Raw genomic sequence first — 25,083 nt, 5'->3', positions numbered from 1 at the left:
GCCGTCGCGTCCTCGCGATGGCCGCGATGGCGCTGGTGGCCTGCGTCGGGTGCGGCCAGGATGATGGCTATCGTCGGGTCGCCGTCTCGGGGAAGATCACCGTGGACGGCAACCCGCTCGAGACCGGCACGATCAGCCTCGTCCCCATCCAGGCGGGCCCGGCCGTCCAGGCGAAGATCGCCGCCGGGGAGTACGCGATCGCCCGGTCCGAGGGCCCCGCCGCGGGTGCATACCGCGTGGAGGTCTACAGCGTCCAGTCCACCGGCCGCAAGGTCGCCGACGGCGACAATCCCGGGGAGCTGATCGACGAGGCCCGCAACATCATCCCCGAACGCTACAACCTGAGGTCCGAGCTGCGGGCCGAAGTCAAACCGGACGGCGACCAGCAGTTCAATTTCGCCGTCGACACCAAGGCCGACGCCAAGGCCGACACCGGCGGCACGCGGAAGAAGGTGCGACGATGACGACGATCTCGAGATGGACTCCCCCGGCCCGATTCCTCCTCTCGCTCGCCGCGGCGACCCTGTTCGCCGCGGCCGCCGTGCCCGAGGCGCCGGCCGCGGACGCCCGGACCGATGCCAAACGGCGGCCGAACCTCGTCGTGATCCTCGCCGACGACCTCGGCTTCTCCGACGTCGGCTGTTACGGGGGTGAGATCGCAACGCCGAACATCGATGCGCTGGCCGCCGGCGGCGTGAAATTCACCCAGTTCTACAACACGGCGCGGTGCTGGCCCTCTCGGGCGGCCTTGCTGAGCGGCTACTACGCCCAGCAAGTCAACCGCGACCCGGCCAACCAGAGGCCGAAGTGGGCCGTGCTCCTGCCCGAACTCCTCAGGAAGGCCGGCTACCGAACCTACCACACGGGCAAGTGGCACGTGGACGGCCCGGTGCTGGCCGGCGGCTTCGACCGCTCCTACGAGCTGGTGGACCCCGACCGCTTCTTCGGGCCCAAGGAGCATCACGTCGATGACAGGCCCCTGCCCCGGCCCAGGCCCGAGGAGGGCTACTACTCGACGACCGCGATCGCCGAGTACGGCCTGAAGTGGCTCGACGAGCACGAGGAGAAGCACAAGGACAGCCCCTTCTTCCTCTACCTGGCCTTCATGACCCCGCACTTCCCGATCATGGCGCCGGAGGCGGACATCGCCCGCTACCGCGGCCGCTATGACGAGGGTTGGGACTCCATCCGGGAGAAGCGCCTGAAGCGTCAGCACGAGCTGGGCATCTACGAGGGCGGCCTCTCGGTCCGGGATCCCGGGACGGTTCCCGGCTGGAACCTGAAGGAGGAGGAGCTCCGGCGGCGGATCGGCCCCGGCGAGGTTGGCCGGGCCGTGGCGTGGAACGAGCTGACCCCGGAGCAGAAGGAGTTCCAGTCCGCGAAGATGGCGGTCCACGCGGCGATGGTCGACCGGATGGACAGGGAGATCGGCCGCGTGATCGCCCACCTCCGCAAGACGGGCGACCTGGCCAACACCGTCATCCTCTTCGCCTCGGACAACGGGGCGAGCGCCGAGCAGATCATCCGAGGGGAAGGCCACGACCCCGCCGCCTCGCCCGGCTCCGCCCGGTCGTTCCTCGGCGTCGGCCCCGGCTGGTCGACCGCGGCCAACACGCCGTTCCGGCTGCACAAGTCGTGGAACCACGAGGGGGGCATCGCCACGCCACTGATCGTGCACTGGCCGGCGGGCATCGCGGCCCGCGGGGAGCTGCGGCACACGCCGGGGCACCTGGTGGACTTCCTCCCGACCCTGCTGGCCCTGGCCGGCACGGGCGCACCGGACTCCTGGGCCGGCGAGCCTCGCCCCGCGTTGCCGGGCCGCAGCCTCATCCCCGCCTTCGCCCGCGATGCTCCGATCGAGCGTGATTTCCTCTTCTTCAAGCACTCCGGGAACCGGGGCCTCCGCGTCGGCGACTGGAAGATCGTCTCGGCCGGGCCGGATGCCCCGTGGGAGCTCTACGACCTGGCCCACGACCGCGGCGAGACCACCAACCTCGCCTCGCGGGAGCCATCGCGGGTGGGCGAGCTCGCCGCCATCTGGGCCCGCGCCGACAAGGAGTACGCCCGCCAGGGGGCCACCGGCAAGCCGCTGCCCAGGCAGACCCGTTCGGGCGTCACGAAGAAGGCGACCCGTTGAGCAGCCGCCGGGCCTCGCGGACGCGGCCGGGGGGCCCGGCGCTCACCTCGGCCGCGTCGGCGGCACCCCCAGGAGGTGGTTCGACCCCGCCGGCGAGCGATCGACGACGCGGCACGCGGACTGGAGGATCGCGACGTTCCCCGCCGCCGACTCTCCGAAGGTGAGATCGGCCCCGCGCGGGAACGGGCGTGTGCTCAGGGTGAGCATGTTCCGCGGCCCGAAGACCGAGGCGCCCGTGGCCGTCTCGATCCCCTGGCAGTCCAGGAACGCCGAGATCCGGTTGTCCGCCGGCGCCCGGTCGTCGGGCCCGCCGATCCGGATGTGATCCTCGCAGAGGTGGATGTTCACTTCCTCGATCGTGTTCCGCGACACGGCCTCGGAGAGCCGCAACCCGGCGCCACAGCCGACCGTCTCCACGACGGTGATCTTGTTGGCGTCGATCGAGCCCTTCGACCCGTCCAGATGAAGGCCGGTGCCGGTCCACCGCCGCGACCGGTCCAGCTCGTTCTGATGGGGAGAGCCGCCGGGCCAGGCCCCGCCGCCGCCGACCAGCGCGTTGAAGACGAACTCGCAGGACGTGATCACCCGGAACCCATCCGGCCCGGCCGTGGTCGGCGCCATCCGGACCACGGCGCCGTCGGAGGCCGAGACGATCAGGCCGAAGCGGTACGAGCCGCTCATCTGGCTGTCGAAGACCACGGCGTCGCCGGTCCTCTTCGTGTAGTTGAGCACGGCGTGGCCGCCGTCGACTCTGGCGTTCTGCATCCAGGGGACCCGGAGCGTCTCGTCCAGGTTGTAGACGACCGCCGACGTCTTGCCCTCGGTCCAGTTGCCGCCGGCGATCTCCAGGTCCATCCCCCGGCGCTTCGCCTCCTCGAAGGCCTCCTGAAGCCCCGAAGTCCTCGTCCCCGGGGTGAACGGCCCGAAGTCGCCGCCGTCACGCGGGCCGCGGGGGGACACCAGGATCCGGTTGGTGGGGCGAGGAGGACGCGCCTTTTCCTCCTCCGTCGCCCCCCGTGTCATCCAGGCCATCCCGACCAACACCGTCAGACCTGCCGCGAGACGGGGCCAGCTCGCCATCCGCATGGTCGCACACCTCCTGAAAGAGACTTCGATCGATACCATGAGCGCGCGGTTGCGGCCCGCGATCAACCCCCCGGCGGCCGGATCGCGCGGGGGGTCGAGGCGAAGCCGAACGCGACGGCCCGCTTGAGAGGGCTTCGCGCGGCGGCCCCCGCTCCCTACCATGATGGGACGGCCATTTTTCGCCCACCCCCACCCGGACCGATCGAGCAGGGCGCCTCCCCGCGCCGGCGACGAGCAAGCGGCGGCCCGCGCCGCGGAGGAGCAGCGACAGGCCATGCGGACCACGATCCCCCCGCGCCTCGCCTGCCTGCTCATGTTCGCCGCAGGCTGCGCCGCGGCTCGGGCCGACGACTCCTCCTCGCCCGCGACGTCCGCGCTGGAGCCGCGGTTCCGGGCGGAGGTCCGGCCCTTCCTGGCCGAGTACTGCCTGGGCTGCCACGGCAAGGATCATCCCAAGGGCGACCTCGACCTGAGCGGCTTCACCTCGGCGGGGTCGGTCGCGGAGGACCTGCCGCGATGGGCGATGGTCCAGGAACAGCTCGAGGCCGGCACGATGCCGCCCGCCAAGGCGAAGAAGCAGCCCTCGGGCGACGCCCGACGATCTCTCCTCGACTGGGTGGCCCGGGTGCGAAAGGCCGAGGCGGCGCGCACCGCCGGCGACCCGGGACACGTCCCCGCTCGTCGCCTGAGCAACGCCGAATATGACCATACGATCCGCGACCTGACCGGCGTGGACCTGCGGCCGACCGGGGAGTTCCCCGTCGACCCGGCCAACGCGGCGGGATTCGACAACTCGGGCGAATCGCTGGCGATGTCCCCGGCCCTGGCCAGGAAGTACCTGGAGGCCGCGCGTCGGGTGGCCGACCACGCGGTCCTGACGCCCGACGGCATCGCCTTCGCCCCGCACCCGATGCTCGCCGACACCGACCGCGACAAGTACGGAGTGAAGGCGATCCTCGATTTCTACCGACGCCAGAAGACCGACCTCGCCGACTACTTCCTGGCGGCCTGGCGGTTCCGCCACCGCGACGAGCTCGGCCGCCCCGCGGCGTCGCTCGACGACCTCGCCGATGCGAACGGCCTCAGCCGCAAGTATCTGGCGACGATCTGGCGCACGCTCGAGGAGGGCCGGGAAGACGCCGGCCCGGTCGCCGCGCTCCGAGCCCTGTGGCGTTCCCTCCCGACCCCGGACGCGGCCCATCCGGACGCGGCGAGGGCCGGGTGCGAGCGGATCCGGGATCTCGTCACGACGCTCCGCGGTCGGCTGGTCCCGGAGGTGAAGAACATGACGGCCAGGGGGATCGACCAGGGGACGCAACCCTTCGTCCTCTGGAAGAACCGCCAGATGGCCGCCAACCGGATGCGGTACGTCGGGAACGCGTCGAGGGTCAAGCTCGACGGCCTGCACCTGGACGGGAACCGGAAAGCCGCCCTCGCGATGGCCGTGCCCTCCGGCCCGGAGCACGCCGCCCGGTATGAGGCGGGCTTCGCGCGATTCTGCCGCGTCTTCCCCGACGCCTTCTGCGTCACCGAGCGCGGCAGGGTCTACCTCAAGAAGGAGGACAGCGGAAACACGGGCCGGCTCCTGAGTGCCGGCTTCCACAGCATGACGGGCTACTTCCGCGACGACGGCCCGCTCTATGAGCTGATCCTCGACGACGCCGGTCGGCATGAGCTGGATCGCCTCTGGCGGCAGTTCGACTTCATCACCGGCGCGCCGTTGCGGCAGTACGCGAGCTATCTCTGGTACGAGCGGGCCGAGACCGGCTTCCTGAAGGGCGACAAGGCCTTCGACTTCGTCCGCGCGGAGGATCCGGACTCGTCGTCCGAGGACAAGATGGGGCGATTCGAGCAGGCCTACCTCGCCAAGGCCCGACGGCTGGGGGCGGGGGAGCGGCCGCTGGGCGCGATCCGGGACCAGTTCCGGATCATCGCCGCGTCCATCCGAAGCGTCCAGGCGGGCCGCCGCGACGCGGAGCCGCGTCACGTGAAGGCCCTGCAGGCCTTCGCGGAGCGGGCCTTTCGCCGCCCCCTCTCGGCCCAGGAGCGCCGGGACATCGAAGGCTTCTATCGGACTCTCCGCGAGCAGGATGGCCTCGGCCATGAGGACGCCGTCAGGGATACGCTGGCGAGCATCCTCCTCTCGCCCCACTTCTGCTACCGGATGGACCTGGCCGGCGCGGAGCCCGGGGTGCACCCGCTCTCCGACCTGGACCTCGCCAGCCGGATGAGCTATTTCCTCTGGGCGAGCCTGCCCGACGCGGAGCTGCTCTCGCTGGCCTCCGCCGGCGAGCTCCGCAAGCCGGCCGTGCTGACGGCCCAGGCCCGGCGGATGCTCCGCGATGAACGCGTCCGCGGCCTCGCCACCGAGTTCGCCGGCAACTGGCTGGACTTCCGCCGCTTCGAGGAACACAACAGCGTCGACCGCGGGCGGTTCCCGGCGTTCGACGACGAGCTCCGGCGATCCATGTTCGAGGAGCCGATCCGCTTCTTCCTGGACGTCGTCCGGAACGACCGGCCGGTGACCGAGTTCCTGGACGGCTCGCACACCTTCGTCAATCCCGCGCTCGCCATCCACTACGGGATGCCGGCCCCGAAGGGAGCGTCGGGGGACTGGGTCCGCGTCGACGACGCGGTATGTTACGGCCGCGGCGGCCTGCTGCCGATGGCCGTCTTCCTGACGAGGAACTCCCCGGGCCTGCGAACGAGCCCCGTCAAGCGCGGGTACTGGGTCGTCCGCAGGCTCCTCGGGGAGAACATCCCCCCGCCGCCGCCCAACGTCCCGGACCTCCCGGACGACGAGGCGAAGCTCGGGGACATCACCCTTCGCGAAGCCCTGGCCCGGCACCGTGCCGACAAGGCGTGTGCCGGCTGCCACGAGCGGTTCGACGGCATCGGGCTCGCCTTCGAGGGGTACGGCCCCGTCGGCGAGGCGCGGGCCCGCGACCTCGGAGGTCGCCCCGTGGATGCCCGGGCCTCTTTCCCCCGCGGCGGCGAGGGCACGGGCCTGGAGGGCCTCCGCGCGTACCTTCAGAAGACACGCCGGGACGAGTTCGCGGAGAACCTCTGCCGCAAGCTCCTGGCATACGGCCTGGGGCGGACGCTCATCCCGTCGGACGACGAGACGATCGTCGCCATGCGGAAGGCCCTGGATTCCGACGGCCGGCGGTTCGGCGTCCTGGTCGAGACGATCGTCGCCAGCCCCCAGTTCCGGAACAAGCGCATCGAGGCCCCCAGGTCGGAGTGATCGCCATGTCGGATTCTCCCCGGACGGGACATGACCCGGATCGCGGCCGCCCCGCCGGCGCCAGCCGCCGGCTATTCCTCCGCGGAGCGGGGGTGACGATGGCGTTGCCGTGGCTGGAATCCGTCCCCGCATGGGGCCTCACGCCCGCCGGCGCGGCGACGGCCCCGCCGAAGCGATTCGCGGCGCTCTTCATGGGTTGCGGCGTGAACCCCGACCACTGGTGGGCGAAGGGCTCCGGCGAGACCATGGAGCTGGGCCGCTGCCTCGAGTCGCTGGCCCCCCTCCGCGCCAGGATCAACGTCGTCAATGGCCTGTTCAACAGGCGCGCCAACGGCGTGGGGATCCACCCGGGCCAGACGGGGAACATCCTCTCCGGCGCCTCGCTCCAGAAGGGGGCGGAGCTGAAGGGGGGCATCAGCATCGATCAGATGCTCGCCCAGCACCTCGGCGAGGCGACCGACCAGCCCAGCATGGTCCTCGGCTGCGAGCAGCCGATCACGGGCTACCACGAGACGAACTTCTCGATGGCGTACAGCTCGCACATCTCCTGGCAGAGCGCGACCTCGCCGGTGCCGATGGAGGTCTACCCGTCGCTCGCCTTCGACGCCCTCTTCGACAACCGCGGCAGCAAGCGGAACCGGAGCATTTTGGACCGGGTGCGCGAGGAGGCCGCCGGGCTGGAGCGGACGGTGAGCGCCGCCGATCGGGCGAAGCTCGACGAGTACCTCACGAGCGTCCGCGAGGTCGAGCGTCGGGTCGTGCCGATGCGCAAGGACAAGGCCGCGGGCGACGCCCGCGCCGACGCGGCGGGCCGCCCCGCCCTGACGATGCCCCGCCCGGCGAACGGCCTCCCGGAGGACATCCGCGAGCACATGAAGCTCATGTGCGACCTCCTGGCCCTGGGGTTCCAGACCGACCGCACGCGGATCGCCACCCTCCTGCTCTGCCGCGACATCTCCGGCCTCTTCTACCCGTTCCTGAACGTCAGCGCCGCCCATCACGGGGCCTCGCACGACGACCACTCCGAGGCCTACCTCCGGGTCACCCAGCTCTACGTGGGCCAGCTCGCCTACCTGGCCTCCCGCCTCGAGGCCATGCCCGAGGGGGCCGGCACGGTCCTCGACAATACGTGCCTCCTGTTCACCAACAGCATGTGGTCCGGCTCCAAGCACGACGCCTCGAAGGTCCCCCTGATCCTGGCCGGCGGCCTGGGCGGCACGCTCCAGACCGGCCGGGTGCTCGACTTCCGCGACAGGGGCGACGACCGGCGCAAGCTCTGCTCCCTCTACCTGGGCCTCATGGACCGCATGGGCGTGAAGCTCGACCGATTCGGCGACGCCGACACGCGGCTCGAGGGGCTTTGAGACGAACCTCGTACTCCCCCCGGACCGCGGCCTCGAGCATCCTCGCGAGCCGGGCCGATCTGGACGACGGCGTCGTGACGCTCGCGGACTACGATGCGGCCCGGAAGCGGATCGGCAAGCACCTTTGCGGCGGCCTTCGCGATCACGACGGAACCGCAAGTCTGTGACACCGTGTCGATTCGAAGCGACATCAATCTAACGACCCTGTACAATCTGGATCGGTTCCGTCATGCTCACCGTGCCGCGTTGTGCGCCGGGTGAGGTCCCTAGCCAGGACGCCGCCGGGCGACTCCAGAACGCAACACGGCGAGCCTCGACTCGTTGCGACGCAAGGACATCGTCCCCGTCGCCCTGCAACCCGGATCCGTTGCCAGGCCCACCCCCACCGGAGAGACCCGCACCGTGACACGCTCATCCCTTGCGCTCCGCGCCGCTGCGATCCTCACCTTGCTGGCCGCCGCCGGCAGCGCCCACGCCGGGCTGGTCCTGTCGATCGCGAACCTGACTCAGCCCTCGTCGGGCACGGGCACGTTCGAGGTCCTGCTGACGAATGATGAGCTGCCGGGTGGCACCAGCTACGATCTGGCGGGGTTCTCGTTCGGGCTGACCGTCCCCACCGGCTCCGGGGTGAAATTTTCCGCCGCCGACGCCACCAGCACCACCAAGCCCTATATCTTCGCCGATTCGGGCGGTGCCTGGCTGGAATCGCAGAACCCCGGCGACCCCGCATTCGCCTTCACATTCTCGTACAGCACGTTCCCGGGATCTGACGTGATCGCCTCGGATACGGAGTGGAAATTCCCGTCCATCACCGTGAACCCGCAGGACGTCTATTCGCTGGGGACCATCAGCTACTTGGTCGAACCGGGGACGCCGACGAGCGACGTCCAGATCAGCTTCAACCTCGACGGCACCTCGCTGTCCGGGCCGAACGACACGGACCCGCCCATCCCCTTCACGACCGACACCAGCGACGGCGTCATCCGGATCGGCGGCACGGTCGTCCCCGAGCCCAGCTCCGTGGTCCTGGCCCTGGCCGCGACCGCCCTCCTCGGCACGGCTCGCGTGCGGCTCGCCCGGCGTCGGGCGGCCTGACGACGACGGGGCCGGGGTTATCGCCGGGGGCGGCGAGCGGCTATGATCGAGCCGCTCGCTTGCAGCCGGTCTGCCCGGCGCCTGGGGCATCGGCGGCGGCCGACATCCTCCGCCTCCAGACCCGATCCGAACCGCCTCCAGCCGACACGGACCCACGATGATTCGCATCCATGATTTCCGGGACGATCACCCGGACTTCCTCTCCCTCCTGGAACGCGGCGCGATGCCCGACCCGAAGGTCGTGGCGGCCGTCGCCGAGATCGTCGAGTCCGTCCGCACCGGCGGCGACGAGGCCCTCTTCCACCACATGAAGCGGCTCGACGGCGTCGACCTCGCGGCGACCGGCCCGCGCGTGTCCGATGCCGACATCGACGCGGCCCATCGGGCGATGCCGACGCCGCTGCTGGAGGCGATCGACGCCGCCTGCCTGAACCTCCGCCGCTACCACGAGCGGCAGTTGCCGGCCGACTACCGGATCGACGGCCCCGACGGCGAGATCCTCGAGCGCCGATATCGGCCGATCGCCACCGTCGGCGTCTGCGTCCCGGGGGCCACCGCCCCCTTGCTCTCATCCCTCTACATGAACCTGGTGCCGGCCCTGGTCGCGGGCGTCCCCCGGCTGGTGGTCATCTCCGCGCCGCGGAACGGACGCGTGGACCCGGCCATCCTGGCCACGGCGGCCCATCTTGGGGTCCGGGAAATTTACGCCATCTCCGGGGCGCAGGGGGTGGCGGCGCTCGCCTACGGCACGAAGTCCGTCCCGAAGGTGGACAAGGTCGTCGGCCCGGGGAGCATCTGGGTCTCGACCGCCAAGCGCCTGGTCTACGGCGTCGTGGGCATCGACTCGATCGCCGGCCCGTCCGAGATCGCGATCATCGCCGACGCGACCGCCAGCCCCCGCAACATCGCCATCGACCTGCTCTCCCAGGCCGAGCACGGCACCGGCCAGGAAGCCTCCGTGGCCTTCGTCCCCACCCGATCGCAGGCCGAATCCGTCCGCGACGAGCTGAATCGCCTGGCCCGCAAGTACGACCTGGCGTCCGCCGTCAAACCCGCCCTGGATCGCCACGGCGCCCTCTTTGTCGTAAACAACCTGAATGACGCCGTCTCCGCGGTCAACAAGCTCGCACCGGAGCACGTCGAGCTACTCGGGCCCGAGGCCGAAGGGCTGGCCGACCGCCTGGTGAACTTCGGCGCCCTCTTCCTGGGAGAGCAGACGCCGGAGCCGGTCGGCGACTACTACGCCGGGACGAATCACGTATTGCCCACGCAGGGGACGGCCCGGTTCGCCTCCGGACTGACCGTGGCCGATTTCTTGCGATCGTCCAGCCGGGTCCGCTACACCTCCGAATCGCTCGCCCGCGCGGGTGACCACATCCGGAACCTTGCCGAGGCCGAGCACATGCGGGCCCATCGCCTCGCCGTCGAATTGCGGCTTCATCCCGAGAGCTGACCCTCGAGAAAATGCTCGCGAGACCATTGGAATATCAGTGCTTGCATCGTACTATTAGCCCATAGCTGATCCGACGCGACGATCGGCGGGGCCCTGTCAATGCGATCGTGCGTAGAGGGATGCCGTTGAGGCAGGATCTGCGGCCGGGCGGCCCTTCGATCCGCGGGTTTGGCCTCGATCGATGGGGGAATATTGATTAAGTTCCGGCGCCTTGGGGCTGCGGACATCTCGGATATTCTATCTTTCACGATGACGGGCGATCCGGGTTCCTCGTGATGATAAGGAGCCGGGAGAAACGCCCGACATGGGCGACGGGAACCGGGATGGCATCGTAAGGGGAGAGGGGCATTGGCAGGCGTCGTGGAAGGCAAGAAGCGATCGGGCCGGTCCTATCGCCCCATGCTGGAGGCGATGGAAGCCCTGCGGATGCTCTCCGGGGCCGCGGCGGCGACGGTGCTGCCGGGCGTGGCCGCGGAGCACAGCATCCTGGCCGATCCGTCGCCGGGCATGGCCCCGATCGGCGCGGACTTCCCGACGGTCTCGAGCGATGCCTGGGATGAGGCCCTCATCCAGACGCAGCTCGCCGACCTCCTCTCCCGCGGCACCACGGCCGACGCGGCCGAGCGGGCGACCACCTCGGGGACGGCGACCCTCGCGAGCGCGACCGCCCGGACCGAAACGACCGACCCGGCCGCCCTCTCGTCCGGCCTGACCCAGCTCGACAAGTACCTGAGCCGCACCTGGTATCGCGCGGCGATCCCCGTCCAGCAGCAGGACGATTGCACCCAGGCCGTCTACACCACCCTGCTCCAGCAGCTCGGCCGCGACCGGTTCGAGGCCCTCATCGGCGACGTGGGACGCTCCGGGATCAAGGACGTCTTCAGTCGCGAGACGAACGACGGCCTGTCCTTCTTCCGCGCCGTGGACATGGTCAAGAAGCGGGCCCAGCGCGAGCGGTCTTTCGTCTCCATCGAGGCGGTCGATGTCGCGTCGCCGGCCGCGAGGTCGGACTCCCGATCGTGGCACGACGCACTCCGCGAGGCCATCGACCAGAGCCTCAGCCCCAAGGAAGCGAACCTGATCAACGAGACGCTCATGGGCAAGACGCCCGCGGAGATCGCCCAGGTCTGGGGCGTCGCCCCCAAGACCATCAGCAACGAGAAGACCCGCGTCATCCAGAAGCTCCGCCAGGCACTCATGGCCCAGGCGATCGACTGACCCCGACCGCGCGAGTGCCGCGGGATGAGGGCCTCGCTCACCCCCGTCCGGCCGTCGTGCTCGGCTCGGTCTCCTCTCGGGACGCATCCTCGCCGGCCCGCCCCGTCCCCGACTCCCGGGCGTGCGACCTCGGCCGGGAGAGCATGCCGGCGATCCCGATCGCGACCATGACGGCCCAGAAGAGCCAGTCCGGGATCTCATCGGGGATGTGCTCGCCGTCGTGGAGGCCGCTGGCGATGAGCTTCAGGCCGATCCAGGCGACCAGCAGGTAGGCGGCCGCGGCCAGCCCGGGGAAACGGTCCAGCAGGCGGATGATGTAGCCGGCCACGTACCGCATCGTGATGATGCCGAGCGCGCCGCCGATGTAGATGATGATCAACCGCCAGGCGTCGCCGAACCGTTCGGGGAGGCTGTCGGCCATTCCCACCGCCGCCAGGATGGAGTCGATGGAGAAGGCCACGTCCGCCAGCTCCACGGAAACGACCGTCCCCCAGAACGACTTCCGCCAGGACGTCCGCCGGAGTCGACGCTCGCCGGTCTCCGAGGCCGGGTCCGGAGCATCCTCGTGCGAGGGCATCAGGAAGTGGGCGACGGCCAGGTAGATCAGGTAGGCCCCGCCGACCAGCTTGAACCACCAGAACCGCAGCAGGAAGGCCGACATCAATACGGCGGCCAGGCGGAAGCCCAGCGCGCCCCAGATCCCGTATCGAAGCGCCTTGCGCTGATCCTCGCGGGGCAGATGGCGGACCATCACGGCCAGGACCAGGGCGTTGTCCGCGCTCAGCAGGCCCTCGAGGATCACCAACGAGAAGACATACCAGAGGATCAGGGGGAAATCGTGCAGCTCGAGTCCCAGCATGTCCCGCGGCTCTCCGCGCCTTTGTTCCGAGCCTTCCCGATGAGCGGCCGGCTCCACCTGCGCTCGAATCGTGACAGGAACCAAGCGTAACACGTCGGGGGCCGCGGGGCGACCCGCTGGACAGATCGCCTGGCGTTGCCCCCCGCCTCGCGATAATCTCGGTCAGGCCGAAAGGACGGTGGATCGCGTCGCCGATGCCCGGGAGCCCGCGAATCATGGCCACCCTTCGAGAACGATCCGCCTCCTCCCGGATGGCCGCGGTCCTCGCCGTGCTGGCGGTCCTCGGGCTGTCCGGTCATGCATCGGGCCAGGAGCCGGCCGCCGGAGAATCCCGGCCGAAGCCCGTCGCGGGGAGCCGGCCGAAGGCCGGGGACGAGCCCGCGAAGAAAACCGGCGCAAGCCCCGCCAGGCCCTCGCCGGCCGGCCCGGCCCGCAAGCCCTCGGGGCCTCCGCAGGTCATGTCCCGGACCGAGGCCGAGGCCCGACGGCCGAAAAGCCCCCTCCTCCGCCCTCCCGGCTACGCCACGTCGCCGAAGGACCGATCCTACGGCGAGGAGATCGACTGGGCCGAGCTCCCCGCCTGGCGGCAGACCTCGTTCTTCGGGATCCACGCGCGCGGCCAGTTCTTCGTCTACGTCGTGGACCAGTCCGGGAGCATGATCGACGACGACCGCCTCACCCGCGCCAAGATCGAGCTCCGCCACAGCATCTTCGCCCTCCAGCCGCCCCAGCGGTTCGAGGTGGTTTTCTATAACGACACGACCACCCCCATGCCGGGAGGCCCCATCCCCCGGCCGGCCGACCAGCGGAACAAGGACCAGCTCACGAGCTGGCTCCGCCTGATCGGCCCCGACGGGGGGACCGAGCCCAAGCTCGCCGTCCTGCAGGCCCTCTCGCTCCGCCCCGACGCGGTCTTCCTCCTCTCCGACGGCGACTTCCCCGACGGCACCGTCGAGGCCATCGCCCGCGCCAATACCACGAAGACCCCCATCCACTGCGTCGACCTCGCCGCCGGCGAGGCGGGCAATCACCTCAGACGCATCGCCCAGGATTCCGGCGGCGTCTACGCCTCTCGTCCCGGCAATCTGCACGCCAGCCCTTGACCCCCTGCATACTTATTAAGGCAGATCGCGGTCGAGGCGAAGTGGCCGAGAAGAGGCGAAGACGCCCCGCGATCGCAGCCTATTTTGACTGCGTGCCGACCGGCCCCGCGGCCGCCGGCAGGTCGCGCATCTTTCGCCAGGCGCCCATCGACCGCGCCAGGTGGTCTGCGACGTCCCCCTCGATGCCGTAGCACTGGAGGCCGATCGTGCCCCGGTAGCCCAGCTCGTCCAGGGTCCTCACGAGGGCGCCGACGTCGAAGTTGCCGCGGTCGAGGGGCTGGAGGTAATGGGACCAGCCGGGGTTGGGGTCGTACTCGTCGGCCCCGTTGATCGAGACGGCCCGCAATCGGGGCATCGCCCGCTCGAGGACCCGGCGATAGTCCCGGCTGGTGTCGACCCGGAGCCAGTGGCAGAGGTTGAACATGGCCCCGACGTCGGGCCGATCGACCTTGTCGGCGATCCGGGTCGCGTCCTCGATCCGCTCCACGACGTTGCCGGTGTGCGGATACAGGAGCAGCTCCGCGCCCGAGCCCTTCGCCAGGTCGGACATCTCGCGGACGACCGCCGCCACGCGGTCATCGGTGGCGGGGTCGGACGGCTTCCCCCCGTTGACGATCAGGAGGAACTGCACGCCCCGCCCCTTGACCTCGTTGAGGACGTCCTTGAATTTCGGATCGAAGGCCGGCTTGCCCGGGGTGATGTCGATGGTCATGGTGATCTGGTAGAGCCGCAGGCCGGCGGCGTCCAGGGTCCTCAGCCGCTCGGGCACGTTGTCCAGCCAGATGTGCCCGACGCCATCGAAGCCGAGCTGCCTGAGCATCGCCGCCTGCTGCTCCATCGTCCGCTTCTTCGAGTCGTGCCAGTCGATGCAGAACGGGAAGAAGGCGTGCGCCACCGGCCCGTCCCCCTTCCCTCTCGCGGCCCCCGGCCCCGGCCCGGCCGCGATCCCCTCTCCGACGACCAACAGACCCAGCCCGACGAGCACGAAAGCCGCGACGCGATACCTCATGGGTTCCTCCCTCCAGTCGGGCGCCCGGGACGACCCCGGACGCGAAGCATCCCTCATTGTGCGCCGCGCCGGCGTCCGGATCGACCCCGCAGTCGGTCACGGCTATGCTAGGCAGCACCGGGCGAAGGGAGGGACACCATGAGCATCCTGGCGGTCTTGCTGGCGTCGTGCGTCTCCGCGGCGGGGGAGACGGAGGTGCGGGGGAGCGTCCTCGGCCCCGACGGCCGGCCCGCGGCGGGCGCGGTCGTCCAGATCACGGGATGGACGGCCGACAACCGGGAGCTGAACGCCCAGGGGACGACCGACCCGGCGGGGCGGTTCCGGATCCCGGTGATTTCGGACCGGTTCGGCCTGTACGACAATGCCGGGCCGATCCTCTGGGTTCATCAGCCCGGCTCGCGCCTTTGGGTGCGGCGATTGCCCGCGGAGCGGCCCTTCGAGGGCGAATTGCCGCCGATTCGGCTGGGGCCGTCGGCCCGCGCCGAGGTCGTCGTCAAGGGGCCCGACGGGCGGCCCGTGGCAAGGGCTCGGGTCCGGCCGGGGAACCTGGCCCGAGGCATCGGGACGATCCCCGACTCGCTGGCCAAGCGTCTCGATCGGGCGACCGACGATCAGGGGCGAGCCTCCCTCGAGGGGGTCGCGTCGCCGGATCTCATGAGCGTCGAGGTCGAGGCGAACGGCCTGGGGGTGCAGGCGATTTACGCACCGGCCACAGCGGGGCCCCGGGCGATCACGCTCCATCGGACGGCCTCCATCTCGGGTCGGATCGTCGCGCCGGCCGGAACGACCGCCCCGTTGCGGGGCTGGAAGGTGTCGGCCTCGATCTGGGAGATGCGCGGCCCGGAAGGGAATCGGGGCTGGAATAGCTGGGCCGACGTGATCAGCGACGATCAGGGGCGGTTCCGCATCCCCGCGATCGCGGAGGGCATGCTCTACCTGAACGCGGAGCCCCCGGCGGGATCCGCCTTCCGGGCGCGTCACGTCCCTAACCGGACGATCGAGCCGGGACGCGAGGCGTCCGCGGAGATCGCGATCGTGCCGGCCGTCCGTGTCCGGGGCTCGATCGTCGAGAAGGGGACCGGGGCGCCGATCGTCGGGCTCCGGATTCGCATCGATCCGGAGAACGACGGGACCAACCCGGCGGTGACGGACGCGCAGGGACGGTATTCGGTCCTGATCGTACCCGGCAAGGTGACGCTCTCCATCCCCGACCTCCCGCCGCGCTACCATCGCTGGCCGGCCGGGCACATGCCATCGTACACCGTGCCGGAAGGCCCGCCCGAGTTCGACCTCGGCACGCTCCAGGTCCCGCCGGCCGCCCCGCCGCTCCGGGGGGTGGTGCTCGACGACCGGGGACGGCCTGTGGCCCGCGCCCGAGTCATCGGCGACTGGTTCATGAATGAGAACGGGGCGGCCATTTCGGGCCAGGCCGCCGACCGCACCGACGCGGAGGGCCGATTCCAGCTCGAGGGCCTTCCCCCGCGCCTCGAGGTGAAGATCTCGGCCGCGAGCCCCGGCCTGTCCACGAGCGAGCCCGTCCGGGCCGTCGCGGGGCGGGACTCGTCCGTGTCGATCCGACTGGTCGCGGCGCCGACGCTCTCGCTCCGCGGCCGACTGGTCGGCCGCGAGGGCCGGCCCGTGCCCGGCGCACTCGTGAAGGTCCAGGCCATGAAGACCGTCGGCGACAGCGGGGCGACGACCGACATGTTCCACTTCGACGGCGACGAGGAACCCCGGACCGGGCCGGACGGCCGGTTCGAGACCCCTCGCGTCCTGCCCCGCAAGGACGACTACCAGGTCACGGTCACGGCCGAGGGTTGCCTGTCGGTCAGCTCGGGCTGGCTCCATGCCCGCGATGGGGAGGACATCGAGCTCCCAGATCTCATCGCCCTGAAGATCCCGCCTTCCGACGCCGTGGTCGGACGCGTGCTCGACCGCGACGGGCGGCCCGTGGAGGGGGCGGAGGTCTTCCAGTCGGGCGACGGCCCACAACGCACCGCGACGCGGACGGACGCCGCGGGTGCATTCCGGCTCGATGGCTTCGAGCGGGAGCGTGGATTCCTGTTCGTCCGCAAGGAGCGCTTTCGCTTCCGCGGGCTCCTCGTCACGCCGGGCCGCGAAGGGCTGGACATCGTCGTCTCCAGGACGACCGAGCCCCCGGAGCCGATGGCCACGCGTCCCTGGCCGGTCCCGCGCGACGCCGAACGGACCCTCGCCCGCGAGATGCTGACGCCTCCGCTTGATCTCGAGCCCGCCTGGCCGAACTCGTACGACCCGATGATCTCCCAGCAGGCGATGGCCTGGGGCGATCCGGAGGGGACGCTCCGGAAGCTCCGGGATCGCGTCTTTCCCCAGCCGTCCACCATGATCCATGAGCTGGCGAGGGCGCGGGCGGAATCGAGCTTCGACGAGGCGATCAGGCTCGTCCTCTCGGACCGCGACTCCTACGCCCGGGCGACCGGCTTCCTCGCCCTGGCCGACGCCTGCGACGCAGGCTTGCTCCGCGAGAAGCGGGCCGGGCTGCTCGGCCGGGCGCTCGTGGAGACCCGACGGATCGAGGGGAGTGGGCCACGACTCGGCCTCCTGCAGGAGATCGTGGATCGCCACGAGTCGGCGGGCGACATCGAGAAGGCCCGGAGCGTCGTACGCCTGGCGCAGCCGCTGCTGACGCAGGGATCGGGATTCGATGCGATTCCCTCCGTAGCCCAGAGCTTCGCACCCCGGCTGGCGCTCGTGGACCTGCCCGCGGCGCTGGCGATCGTCGAGGGGAAGACCGTAGGCAGGCCCCCGGACGAACCGACCGCTCGCCGGCTTCGGGGGGAGATCGCCCGGCGGATCGCGGTGACGGACCCCGCCGAGGCGGAGCGGCAGATTCGCCTCTCCTTCGCCGGCGCAGAGGCTTCGCGCCTGCCCGTGGATCCCCGGGATTTCCTCAGGACCTGCCGGCGGATGGCCGTCTCGGACCTGCCCCGCGCGCGGAGGTTGCCGGAGATCCTCGACCCGCTCCAGGACAACGCGTTCATGTCCGTGCCGATCCTCAAGGCGATGGCGATCGGCGAGATGGCCGTCGGACTCGCCGACTCGCGCCCGGACGAGGCGCGCAAGCTCCTTGCCCAGGTCTTCGATCAGTTCCAGGGCGCGAGGGCCGCTCCGCGGCGGGCCCTCGAGATCGGCTCCGCCCGCGCCATGGCCGCGCTCCTCCCGCTCGTCGAGCGGATCGAGCCCGACCGGCTGGCGGAGCGATTCTGGCAGGCGGTCGCCGCCCGGGTTCCGCTCTCGGCCGAGGATCGCGGGAGCACCTTGCAGGCGGTCGCGGTGCTCGCCGCCGCGCTGGCTCGCTACGACGCGGAGGCCGCGAGGGTCGTCGCCCGGCCGGTGGAGGACGCCATCCTCGAGCTCTCCGGACGCGTCCCGGACGGGAGCATGGTCGTCCTCCCGAATGTGGTCGGCCCCCTCGGGTGCGTGGATCCGGAGGCGATCGCGGCCATCGTCCGGAGGATTCCCGCCGATCGCGAGACCGCCAGGACCTTCTTCTTCCGAGCCCCACGGGATCAGGTGCAGACCATCCGGATCTCGACTCGCTCGATCAGCCGCCTGGCGCTGGCGAGGATGCTCGGCTTCCCGATCGACCGCCGGAGGCGTGCGGCCTGGGACGTCGCCCCGTGGCCCGGGGGCATCTGGCCGTTCGTCGATCTCGACTAAAGGAGGAGGCACCGCGATGAGCGCCCGACCGACCGCCATGGCATCCGCACTTGCCATCGTCCTGCCATTCCTCGTCCCCGGCCTCGCCCTGTCCGCCGACCCGCCGGCGCCCCCGGGGCCGTTCGGAGGAACATCCCTGCCGGTCCCGCCCGCCCAGGACCGACCATGGACGCCCCCCGCCACGAAGCTGCCGCGGTTCCTCGTCGACGCCGCGGCCGCTCTCTTCGATCAGGGCCTGGCCGACCCTCGGGCCTGCGAGTATCGCACCATCGTCGTCGGCGTCGAGGACTCGGCCGGGCCGAATCCGAATGACCCGGGACCCTTCCGGGGCTTCGGGGGACCACCCGTCCCCGCCGCACCGAAGGCAGCGGCTCCGGTGGCTCGACACCGTGGCGGGGCGCCCGTCACGACCGCGGGATGGGTCCTCCCGGGCGAGGAAGGCAAGCCACGGTTCGCCATCGCCTGGAATGGGCTGATCTATCCGGTCGCCGAGGTCGGTGGGCCCGCGGACCTGGAGGCGGAGGTCCGGGCCAGGATCAAGGAATACGCCGCGAGACCCCGCGAACGATCCGGCCGCATCCTCGGGATGCCGCCCTGGACGCGCCGGGCAGAACGTCGCGACGAGGAATTCGGGGTCACGGCCGCGAGTTATCACCCCCTCGCCCCGTGCATCCTGCTTCGACTCGGCCGGGCCGACCTGGTGGAGGAGCTGTTCGCGGCGGCCACACCCTGGCAGCCCGACGGCCTGGAGCCCGACCTGACCGACTACCACATCTCCTATCTTTCGCTGGGAACCGACTGGCTCCGCGCCCTCTTCATCTCCGGCCTCAACGCCCACCGACGGGGCGACGATCGCCTGGCGTTGCTCCGCTTTCGCGAGGTGGATCGGGCGAGCAAGGCCATCCGCACCAGGGCCGAGGCGATGGGCTTCCAACCGCCTCAGCGGGGAGACTGGAACGCGCCGAAGCCCGGCTACTTCGACTTCCTCGACCAGCTCCCCATGCTGCTCGCGGACCAGGAGCGTCGGGCCTCCGAGACGCCGCGAGGGCCGATCCCCGAGCCCGCCGCCGGGGCGGATCGCGGGCCGAGGATCGCCGCCCTGGTCCGCGACCTGGACGAGGTGAACGCGCCTCAGAATGCGCCTCAGAACGGCCAGCCCGCCAACGAGACGACCCTCCGCCTCCTTTCCGCCGAGGGCGATGCGGCCGTCGGGCCGCTGATCCGCACGCTCGAATCCGACGGTCGACTGACCCGTTCGGTCATTCCTTCGAGCGGGGGGATGTCCAGCGGCCAGGCCATGCCGGTCCGGCACTTCGCCCGCAACCTGCTCATCCAGATCCTGGGCTCGAATACGATCGAGGGTGTCGGATCGATCTGGTTGCAGCCGACCGGATCCGCCGCGGACGACCTCCAGGCCCAGGCCCGGGCGTTCCGCGCGTACTGGGAGAAGACCCGCGGCCTGTCGCCGGCCGAACGCTGGTATCGGACGCTCGCGAAGGACGACGCCACGGCAACGCAGTGGGGCGAGGCGGCCGGGCAGATCGTCGCCGTGGAAGGCCCGCCCGTCCTGCGGGACCAGCCGCCGCATCGGCAAGGGGATTCGCTCCGGACCGGCCACGAGCCGACCGTCTCCGCGCTGATGGCCCGCCGCGTGGACGCGATGTCCCGGCCCGAAGACGCGGGCCGAAACCTGCCGACCTACGACCTCGACGCGGCGAATGCCCTCTGCATGCACCTCCGCCGCTGGGACCCGGTCGCGGCCGTGCCGGTGATGGCAATGCTCTCCGCCCGGATGGCCGCCGACATGAAACCGGATCCGCACGGGGACACGTACCGGCCGGCGCGGCTCGCCGGTTCGTTTGCACGGCTCATCGCGGAGCGAATCAAGGCCGGGGATGAGCGGGCGATCGACGAGTACGCGCTGGTCGCGCGGCGGCTCGTCCCGGAAATGGTCCAGGACTGGAATCTCGAGATCCTCGAACCCCTCTGGCAACACCGCGAGCGCCCCGCGATCGCGGCGGCGGCCGAGGCCCTGTTCGGCCGGGAGGACTCGCCATGGTCGGCGACCCTGCGGGGCGGGCGTCACCATTTGTTCGAACTCGTCTCCTCGCCGCTCCTGGCCCAGCCGTCCTTCCGGACGCTCGTGGATCGGCTGCTGGCCGACACCACCGAGATCGGCACGACCCGACGGAAGGATGAGACGACGATCACGGTCGAGTGGCCGAACGCCTCCATGGGCTTCAGCGTGACACCCTTCGATCCGCTCCTGCCCCCGGTCGGGACGACGGGCAAGCTCCGCATCTGCGACCGGGCGGCGGCGCAGCTCGCGAGGATCGACGGCTTCCCGGAGTTCATCCTGGGCTGGCCGCCCGCCGAGAAGGACGCGGGCATCGCCGCCTGCCGGGCCTTGCTGAAGGAGTACGGCGGCCTCCTGGGCCCCCCCGCCGGGTCGCCCCCGGGATTCCTCCCCTGGGGACTCACGGCCACCCTGAATTTCCCCGAGCTGAACCGGCCGGCCACGCCCGACGATGTCCGCCGCCACCGGGCCCTCTTCACCCTGGCCGGCGAGTTCGAGGAGGGGGTCGAGGTCCGCGCCGTGCCGCTGCCCAACCGGCCGATCCGCGGGCGCTGGACTCAGTACGAGGGAGCCCCAATCTCGAGGATTACGATCAAGGAAGGCAAACCCGTGACGGAGAAGGCCTTCGATCAAGGCGGGCTGATCTGGCAGGCCGAGGAGGTGAAGCTCGGCGAGGAGTGGAAGCGCTACTACGGCTTCGTCGGCCGCCACGTCATCGCACGGGTGCCCGCGGAGGAGATCGAGATCCCGTAAGGTCTTCCGAGGCCATTCGTGATCGGATATCAGTGTGACGAGCTCGATCTCGACTGTCCCCGATGTCGTCCCGCCCGAAGGAGCTTCGCGATGTCGACGATCCCTCCAACGGCGGCCTCGCTCGACGACCTCGACCGCGTCGACGGCAAGGCCGAGCTCATCGGCGGGCGGATCATCCCGATCAGGCCGACGGGTCGCCGCCCGAACCTCGTGGCCGGCAGAATCTACCGAAGCCTCGCCGGCTATACGGACATCCTGCGTCGAGGCGACGCGTACACCGACAACATGGGGTTCGCCGTCGCCGAGTTGAGCTCAGGGCGGCAGTCCTTCAGCCCGGATGTCGCTTACTACGACGGCCCCTTGCCCAGGAACTCGATGCGGTTCGTGGATGGCCCGCCGACCTTCGCCGTCGAGGTCCGGGGCGAGGGCGATTTCGGGCCGTCGGCCGAGGCCGAGATGGCCGCGAAGCGAGCCGACTACTTCGAGGCCGGGACCCTCATCGTCTGGGACGTCGACCCGGTGGACGACTGCATCCGGGTCTTCCGCGCCGACGCCCCGGACAACCCCGACGCGTTTCACTCGGGCGAAGAAGCTGACGCCGAGCCCGCCGTCCCGGGCTGGCGAATGGCTGTGGACTGGGCGTTCGATGTAACGGGTTGATGCGCTGGCTCTGTCACGCCCGCCGGAACTTCCCCAGCACCTCGACCAGGTCGCGGCGGCCGTAGGAGACGGCGAGATACCCCGCCGCATAGGCGGCGGAGCCGACGGCGAGATGGAAGAGCAGCGGGCCCGTCCGCGCCCGCAGGTCGGTGCCACTGGCGGCGATCGGCAGGGCGAGGCCCAGGAGCCAGGTCGCCGCGATCAGGGCGGCCGCGCCGGCGAGCGGGGCGCCGAGGGTTCGGGTCAGGATCGTCTTCGGGTCCAGCTCCAGGACGCGGAAGATATAGAGGCCGGGGACGACCAGGTTGGAGACGAACGTGGTCAGCACGGTCCCCCAGATCACGCCGGCCACGCCGATCCGCGCCGTCAGGTAGCAACTGATCGGCAGGTTGATGAGCGCGCCGCCGATCGCGGCCAGGGCGATCACCTTGATCCGGTTGATGCCGATGGCCATCTGAACCGGCACCGAGAGGACCAGCGGCAGGGCCGCGGTCAGGAAGAGTCGCATCAGGCCGGCGTAGCTGCCGGCATCCTGGCCCAGCCGCGATCCCATCCAGAGCGACAGGAAGGGCGCGGCGTAGATCCAGGCGAGGAGGCCCACCGGCAAGAGGACCGCGACGTGCAGCCGCGTGCCGTCATACTTGACCCGTTCCAGGCCCCTCAGGTCGCGCGCGGCGGAAAGGCTGGCGACCGCCGGCATCACCATGTAGGCGAGCATCCAGCCGGTCTGGCGGAGTTGAAGGAACGGCTTGCTGACCACGTCGTAGACCGCCGTGGCCTGGCCCGGTGTCGGGTGCATGAAGCCGAGGATCGTGGTGTCGATCTTGTCCCCCAGGACCACGCTGAGCTGGATGAGCGCCATGTAGAAGCTGATGTGACCGAGCGCCTTGTAGTCCTCCAGCCGGGCCCCGTTGAAGCGGAGCGACTGGCCCAGGTCGTGGACCATCACCCAGAGGCCCGGGCCCAGCGACAGGCCCACCTGCACGGCGATCTGGGCGACGACGATCCAGTAGAAGTCCAGGCCCGCCATCACCCCGCCCAGGAGGATGAGGAACCGGAGGATCGTGATGGCGATCTCGAGGCGGGGGATGAAATCGTACCGACGCGCCGCCTGGAGCACGCTGGCGACCACCACCGAGAGCCCATAGCAGGGGGCCGTGAGGATCTGGAGCCAGAGCAGCTTGGCGATGAAGTCATATTCCCGGAGGCTGGACGCGATCGAGCCCATCCCGTGGAGCGGATCGCCCAGGAGCTGGTCGCTGAGGACGCGGGCGGTCACGGCCGGCGACCCGATCGCGAACTGCGAGTAGGGCAAGGCCCCGTAGATGACCGCGAGCAGCGCCACGACCTGGACCAGGGCCATCGCCGCGTAGAAGTTCAGGCCGCAGGCCACGGCGCGGTTGACGCCGTCGCGGTCGTCGCGGGTCCACGAGTCGGAGATCTGCCGCTGGAGCGCGGAGCTGATCCCGAACTCGAAGAGCATCTGGAAGAAGCCGAAGCCCCAGGCGAACTTGTAAGCCCCGCTCATCCCCGGCCCGATCGCGCCCACGATCAGGCGGGTCGTCCAGAGGGCGAAGAGTGCCTGCAGGGGGACTCGGAGGGCCAGCCAGAAGCTGGCACTAAGGAGCCGCCCCAGGACCGGGGGCAGGGTGCGGCTGCTGCCGTGGGCGGCGGTGGCGACGGCCGTACTCACGGGATCCTTCCTCGACGGCGACGGCGTGGACACTCCTGGGCGCTCCGCGACTGTGGAGGGCGTCATCTTAGCCGCTGGCGCGCGGGCTCGAAAGCCCAAATCCAATCAGCCGGCCGCGCAATCCTCCCGCGAAACCTGCGTCCGATCCGAAGCCGGGGACGATGCTGCGGTGACGGGGGCTGGGTCGTCACTCCTGGCCTCACCGGCGTGGGCGTCGAGCACCTCGGCCACCTGCTCGATCTGGGATTCGATCTCCCCCTGGATCTGCTTGACGAGGCTGGATTGCCGGATCGCTTCCTCCGAGGCACGCTCCTCGTCGAGCCGCAGGCCGGTGTGCTCGCAGAGCATCCGCAGCAATCGGAGGATCTCGGTCGTCTCCTGCTCCGCCAGCATGTTGATCTGCAGGTCCAGGTGGTTCCGGCGCTCGCTCAGCTTCGCCTGACGATTCTGGCTGATCATCAGGATGGGGGCCGCGTACGCGGACTGGAACGAGAGCGCGAGATTCAGGAGGATGAACGGATAAGGATCCCAGTGCTGGGACCAGGCGAGCAGGTTGAGGATGATCCAGACGCCCAGGATCGCCGACTGCGCGAGGATGAACGGCCAGCTCCCCACCGCCGTCGCGATCCGGTCCGCCACCCGCTCCCCTCGCGACCGCACGCCGGACGCCGCCCGCTCCATCTCCGCGATGATCGACACATTACGCCGGGCGAGCTCGTCGATTGACCGGATCGGTTCCATGCGGCATCCTCTCCCACGCGTCGTCCACGCCCCTCGATCGCGCGGACTTCCCCGCCCCGGCGGCGCAACGTTCTGAATAGAAATTAGAGTCGCAAGATCCATGCCGGCATTCGTCGCCCGCGGCCCGACGGCCGATGGACGAGGGGCGGGCGCGGTGCTAGAAGGGATCGGTGGATCGAGGGGCGTATTCCTCCCGGATATTCAACATGGCGCGGATACTCATCGTGGAGGACGAGGACAAGCTCCGCGGGGCACTCCTGCGCGGCCTGACCGAGGAGGGGTACGACGTGGCCGCGGCCGAGGACGGCGAGGCCGGCCTGGCGACGGCGACGGCGGAGGCCTTCGATTGCCTGATCCTGGATGTGATGCTGCCGCGGCGGGATGGGATCGACGTGCTGGCCGCGCTGCGGGCCGCGGGGAACCGGACGCCCGTGCTGATGCTCACGGCCCGCGGCGAGGTGGAGGACCGCGTGCGAGGGCTTGACGCGGGTGCGGACGACTACCTGACCAAGCCCTTCGCCTGGGCGGAGCTGCTGGCGAGGCTTCGCGTCTGCCTCCGGCGGAGAGAGGAAGCGGCCGACGCGGTCCTGCACGCGGCGGGCCTGGACCTGGACCGCGTCCGAAGGCGACTCTCCTCGGGCGGCCGGCACGTCGAGCTGACCGACCGCGAGTGTGCCCTCCTTGAGTACTTCATGCGGCGGGCGGACCGGGCCATCCGCCGCGACGACCTGGCCCGCGACGTCTGGGACGACCCGCAGTCGGGGCTCACCAACGTGATCGACGTCTACGTGAACTACCTCCGCAAGAAGCTCGAGAAGGTGGGGGCGGGGGGCCGGATCCGGACGGTCCGCGGTGTCGGCTACGAGCTCCGGGGATGAGGCCAGCA

18 protein-coding genes are annotated in these 25,083 nt (G+C 70.5%); 13 read left to right on the top strand and 5 right to left on the bottom strand.

The features are described from left to right. The first annotated feature begins 26 nt into the window (after positions 1-26). Both G6O54_RS21585 and G6O54_RS21580 read left to right on the top strand, forming a co-directional pair. Entirely contained in the window at positions 27-464 is a 438-nt protein-coding gene (locus G6O54_RS21585) for a hypothetical protein (protein WP_165227889.1), read from the top strand. Continuing rightward, positions 461-2,137 (top strand): arylsulfatase, encoded by a 1,677-nt coding sequence (locus G6O54_RS21580; protein WP_165227887.1) that lies wholly within the window; start codon positions 461-463, stop codon positions 2,135-2,137. Before G6O54_RS21585 ends, G6O54_RS21580 begins: the two co-directional genes overlap by 4 nt. Positions 2,138-2,179: 42 nt before the next feature. Here the strand turns inward: G6O54_RS21580 and G6O54_RS21575 are convergent, their stop codons facing one another. Beyond that, a complete protein-coding gene (locus G6O54_RS21575; protein WP_165227885.1) occupies positions 2,180-3,160 on the bottom strand; it encodes a hypothetical protein in 981 nt (326 codons plus the stop codon). Positions 3,161-3,497: 337 nt separating this feature from the next. Between G6O54_RS21575 and G6O54_RS21570 the strand changes: the two genes are divergently transcribed. The 6 genes from G6O54_RS21570 (at position 3,498) to G6O54_RS21545 (ending at position 11,600) form a co-directional block, all read left to right on the top strand. Continuing rightward, positions 3,498-6,470, top strand: a complete 2,973-nt coding sequence (locus tag G6O54_RS21570; protein WP_165227883.1) for a DUF1592 domain-containing protein — start codon at positions 3,498-3,500, stop codon at positions 6,468-6,470. A 5-nt stretch (positions 6,471-6,475) separates the two neighbouring features. Continuing rightward, positions 6,476-7,834 (top strand): DUF1552 domain-containing protein, encoded by a 1,359-nt coding sequence (locus tag G6O54_RS21565; protein ID WP_165227881.1) that lies wholly within the window; start codon positions 6,476-6,478, stop codon positions 7,832-7,834. Then, complete coding sequence (locus G6O54_RS21560; protein WP_165227879.1) at positions 7,831-8,001, top strand: hypothetical protein; 171 nt, start codon at positions 7,831-7,833, stop codon at positions 7,999-8,001. The genes G6O54_RS21565 and G6O54_RS21560 overlap by 4 nt, the downstream gene beginning before the upstream one ends. Positions 8,002-8,236: 235 nt before the next feature. Then, a complete protein-coding gene (locus G6O54_RS21555; RefSeq protein WP_165227877.1) occupies positions 8,237-8,929 on the top strand; it encodes a PEP-CTERM sorting domain-containing protein in 693 nt (230 codons plus the stop codon). A 157-nt stretch (positions 8,930-9,086) separates the two neighbouring features. Next, positions 9,087-10,382: a histidinol dehydrogenase gene (hisD, locus tag G6O54_RS21550; RefSeq protein ID WP_165227875.1), complete on the top strand. Its 1,296-nt coding sequence runs from the start codon at positions 9,087-9,089 to the stop codon at positions 10,380-10,382. A gap of 348 nt (positions 10,383-10,730) precedes the next feature. Then, entirely contained in the window at positions 10,731-11,600 is an 870-nt protein-coding gene (locus tag G6O54_RS21545) for a sigma-70 family RNA polymerase sigma factor (RefSeq protein WP_250847015.1), read from the top strand. A gap of 37 nt (positions 11,601-11,637) precedes the next feature. Here the strand turns inward: G6O54_RS21545 and G6O54_RS21540 are convergent, their stop codons facing one another. Next, entirely contained in the window at positions 11,638-12,459 is an 822-nt protein-coding gene (locus G6O54_RS21540) for a TerC family protein (protein WP_165227873.1), read from the bottom strand. Positions 12,460-12,674: 215 nt separating this feature from the next. Between G6O54_RS21540 and G6O54_RS21535 the strand changes: the two genes are divergently transcribed. After that, on the top strand, positions 12,675-13,562 hold the full coding sequence (locus G6O54_RS21535; RefSeq protein ID WP_250847014.1) for a vWA domain-containing protein: 888 nt from the start codon (positions 12,675-12,677) through the stop codon (positions 13,560-13,562). 79 nt (positions 13,563-13,641) lie between these two features. Here the strand turns inward: G6O54_RS21535 and G6O54_RS21530 are convergent, their stop codons facing one another. Further along, entirely contained in the window at positions 13,642-14,571 is a 930-nt protein-coding gene (locus G6O54_RS21530) for a sugar phosphate isomerase/epimerase family protein (protein ID WP_165227871.1), read from the bottom strand. A gap of 138 nt (positions 14,572-14,709) precedes the next feature. On the opposite strand from G6O54_RS21530, the gene G6O54_RS21525 reads away from it, so the two are divergent. The 3 genes from G6O54_RS21525 to G6O54_RS21515 all read left to right on the top strand — a co-directional run bounded on the left by G6O54_RS21525 (position 14,710) and on the right by G6O54_RS21515 (position 21,763). Beyond that, a complete protein-coding gene (locus G6O54_RS21525; RefSeq protein ID WP_165227869.1) occupies positions 14,710-18,273 on the top strand; it encodes an MSCRAMM family protein in 3,564 nt (1,187 codons plus the stop codon). A gap of 16 nt (positions 18,274-18,289) precedes the next feature. Then, positions 18,290-21,103, top strand: a complete 2,814-nt coding sequence (locus G6O54_RS21520; RefSeq protein ID WP_165227867.1) for a hypothetical protein — start codon at positions 18,290-18,292, stop codon at positions 21,101-21,103. A gap of 90 nt (positions 21,104-21,193) precedes the next feature. Continuing rightward, positions 21,194-21,763, top strand: coding sequence for a Uma2 family endonuclease (locus G6O54_RS21515; RefSeq protein WP_165227865.1), 570 nt, complete (start codon positions 21,194-21,196; stop codon positions 21,761-21,763). 13 nt (positions 21,764-21,776) lie between these two features. Here the strand turns inward: G6O54_RS21515 and G6O54_RS21510 are convergent, their stop codons facing one another. Together G6O54_RS21510 and G6O54_RS21505 are read right to left on the bottom strand one after the other, a co-directional pair. After that, entirely contained in the window at positions 21,777-23,456 is a 1,680-nt protein-coding gene (locus G6O54_RS21510; protein ID WP_250847013.1) for a lipopolysaccharide biosynthesis protein, read from the bottom strand. Positions 23,457-23,561: 105 nt separating this feature from the next. Further along, positions 23,562-24,197, bottom strand: coding sequence for a DUF1003 domain-containing protein (locus G6O54_RS21505; RefSeq protein ID WP_165227861.1), 636 nt, complete (start codon positions 24,195-24,197; stop codon positions 23,562-23,564). Between the two features lie 206 nt (positions 24,198-24,403). Between G6O54_RS21505 and G6O54_RS21500 the strand changes: the two genes are divergently transcribed. Then, complete coding sequence (locus G6O54_RS21500; RefSeq protein ID WP_165227858.1) at positions 24,404-25,075, top strand: response regulator transcription factor; 672 nt, start codon at positions 24,404-24,406, stop codon at positions 25,073-25,075. The last annotated feature ends 8 nt before the right edge of the window (positions 25,076-25,083 follow it).

The organism is Aquisphaera insulae, from assembly GCF_011064615.1.
GTDB lineage: Bacteria > Planctomycetota > Planctomycetia > Isosphaerales > Isosphaeraceae > Aquisphaera > Aquisphaera insulae.
Note: the sequence above shows the minus strand (reverse complement) of the source record. Positions and strands in the feature narration are given on the sequence as shown.

What these genes read in the sequence shown, in the direction of transcription:
- G6O54_RS21500 (WP_165227858.1), top strand. Translation starts at nt 24,404, where the DNA reads ATGGCGCGGATACTCATCGTGGAGGACGAGGACAAGCTCCGCGGGGCA.
- G6O54_RS21505 (WP_165227861.1), bottom strand. Translation starts at nt 24,197, where the DNA reads ATGGAACCGATCCGGTCAATCGACGAGCTCGCCCGGCGTAATGTGTCG.
- G6O54_RS21570 (WP_165227883.1), top strand. Translation starts at nt 3,498, where the DNA reads ATGCGGACCACGATCCCCCCGCGCCTCGCCTGCCTGCTCATGTTCGCC.
- G6O54_RS21530 (WP_165227871.1), bottom strand. Translation starts at nt 14,571, where the DNA reads ATGAGGTATCGCGTCGCGGCTTTCGTGCTCGTCGGGCTGGGTCTGTTG.
- G6O54_RS21540 (WP_165227873.1), bottom strand. Translation starts at nt 12,459, where the DNA reads ATGCTGGGACTCGAGCTGCACGATTTCCCCCTGATCCTCTGGTATGTC.
- hisD (WP_165227875.1), top strand. Translation starts at nt 9,087, where the DNA reads ATGATTCGCATCCATGATTTCCGGGACGATCACCCGGACTTCCTCTCC.
- G6O54_RS21515 (WP_165227865.1), top strand. Translation starts at nt 21,194, where the DNA reads ATGTCGACGATCCCTCCAACGGCGGCCTCGCTCGACGACCTCGACCGC.
- G6O54_RS21520 (WP_165227867.1), top strand. Translation starts at nt 18,290, where the DNA reads ATGAGCGCCCGACCGACCGCCATGGCATCCGCACTTGCCATCGTCCTG.
- G6O54_RS21585 (WP_165227889.1), top strand. Translation starts at nt 27, where the DNA reads ATGGCGCTGGTGGCCTGCGTCGGGTGCGGCCAGGATGATGGCTATCGT.
- G6O54_RS21525 (WP_165227869.1), top strand. Translation starts at nt 14,710, where the DNA reads ATGAGCATCCTGGCGGTCTTGCTGGCGTCGTGCGTCTCCGCGGCGGGG.
- G6O54_RS21575 (WP_165227885.1), bottom strand. Translation starts at nt 3,160, where the DNA reads ATGACACGGGGGGCGACGGAGGAGGAAAAGGCGCGTCCTCCTCGCCCC.
- G6O54_RS21580 (WP_165227887.1), top strand. Translation starts at nt 461, where the DNA reads ATGACGACGATCTCGAGATGGACTCCCCCGGCCCGATTCCTCCTCTCG.
- G6O54_RS21565 (WP_165227881.1), top strand. Translation starts at nt 6,476, where the DNA reads ATGTCGGATTCTCCCCGGACGGGACATGACCCGGATCGCGGCCGCCCC.
- G6O54_RS21535 (WP_250847014.1), top strand. Translation starts at nt 12,675, where the DNA reads ATGGCCACCCTTCGAGAACGATCCGCCTCCTCCCGGATGGCCGCGGTC.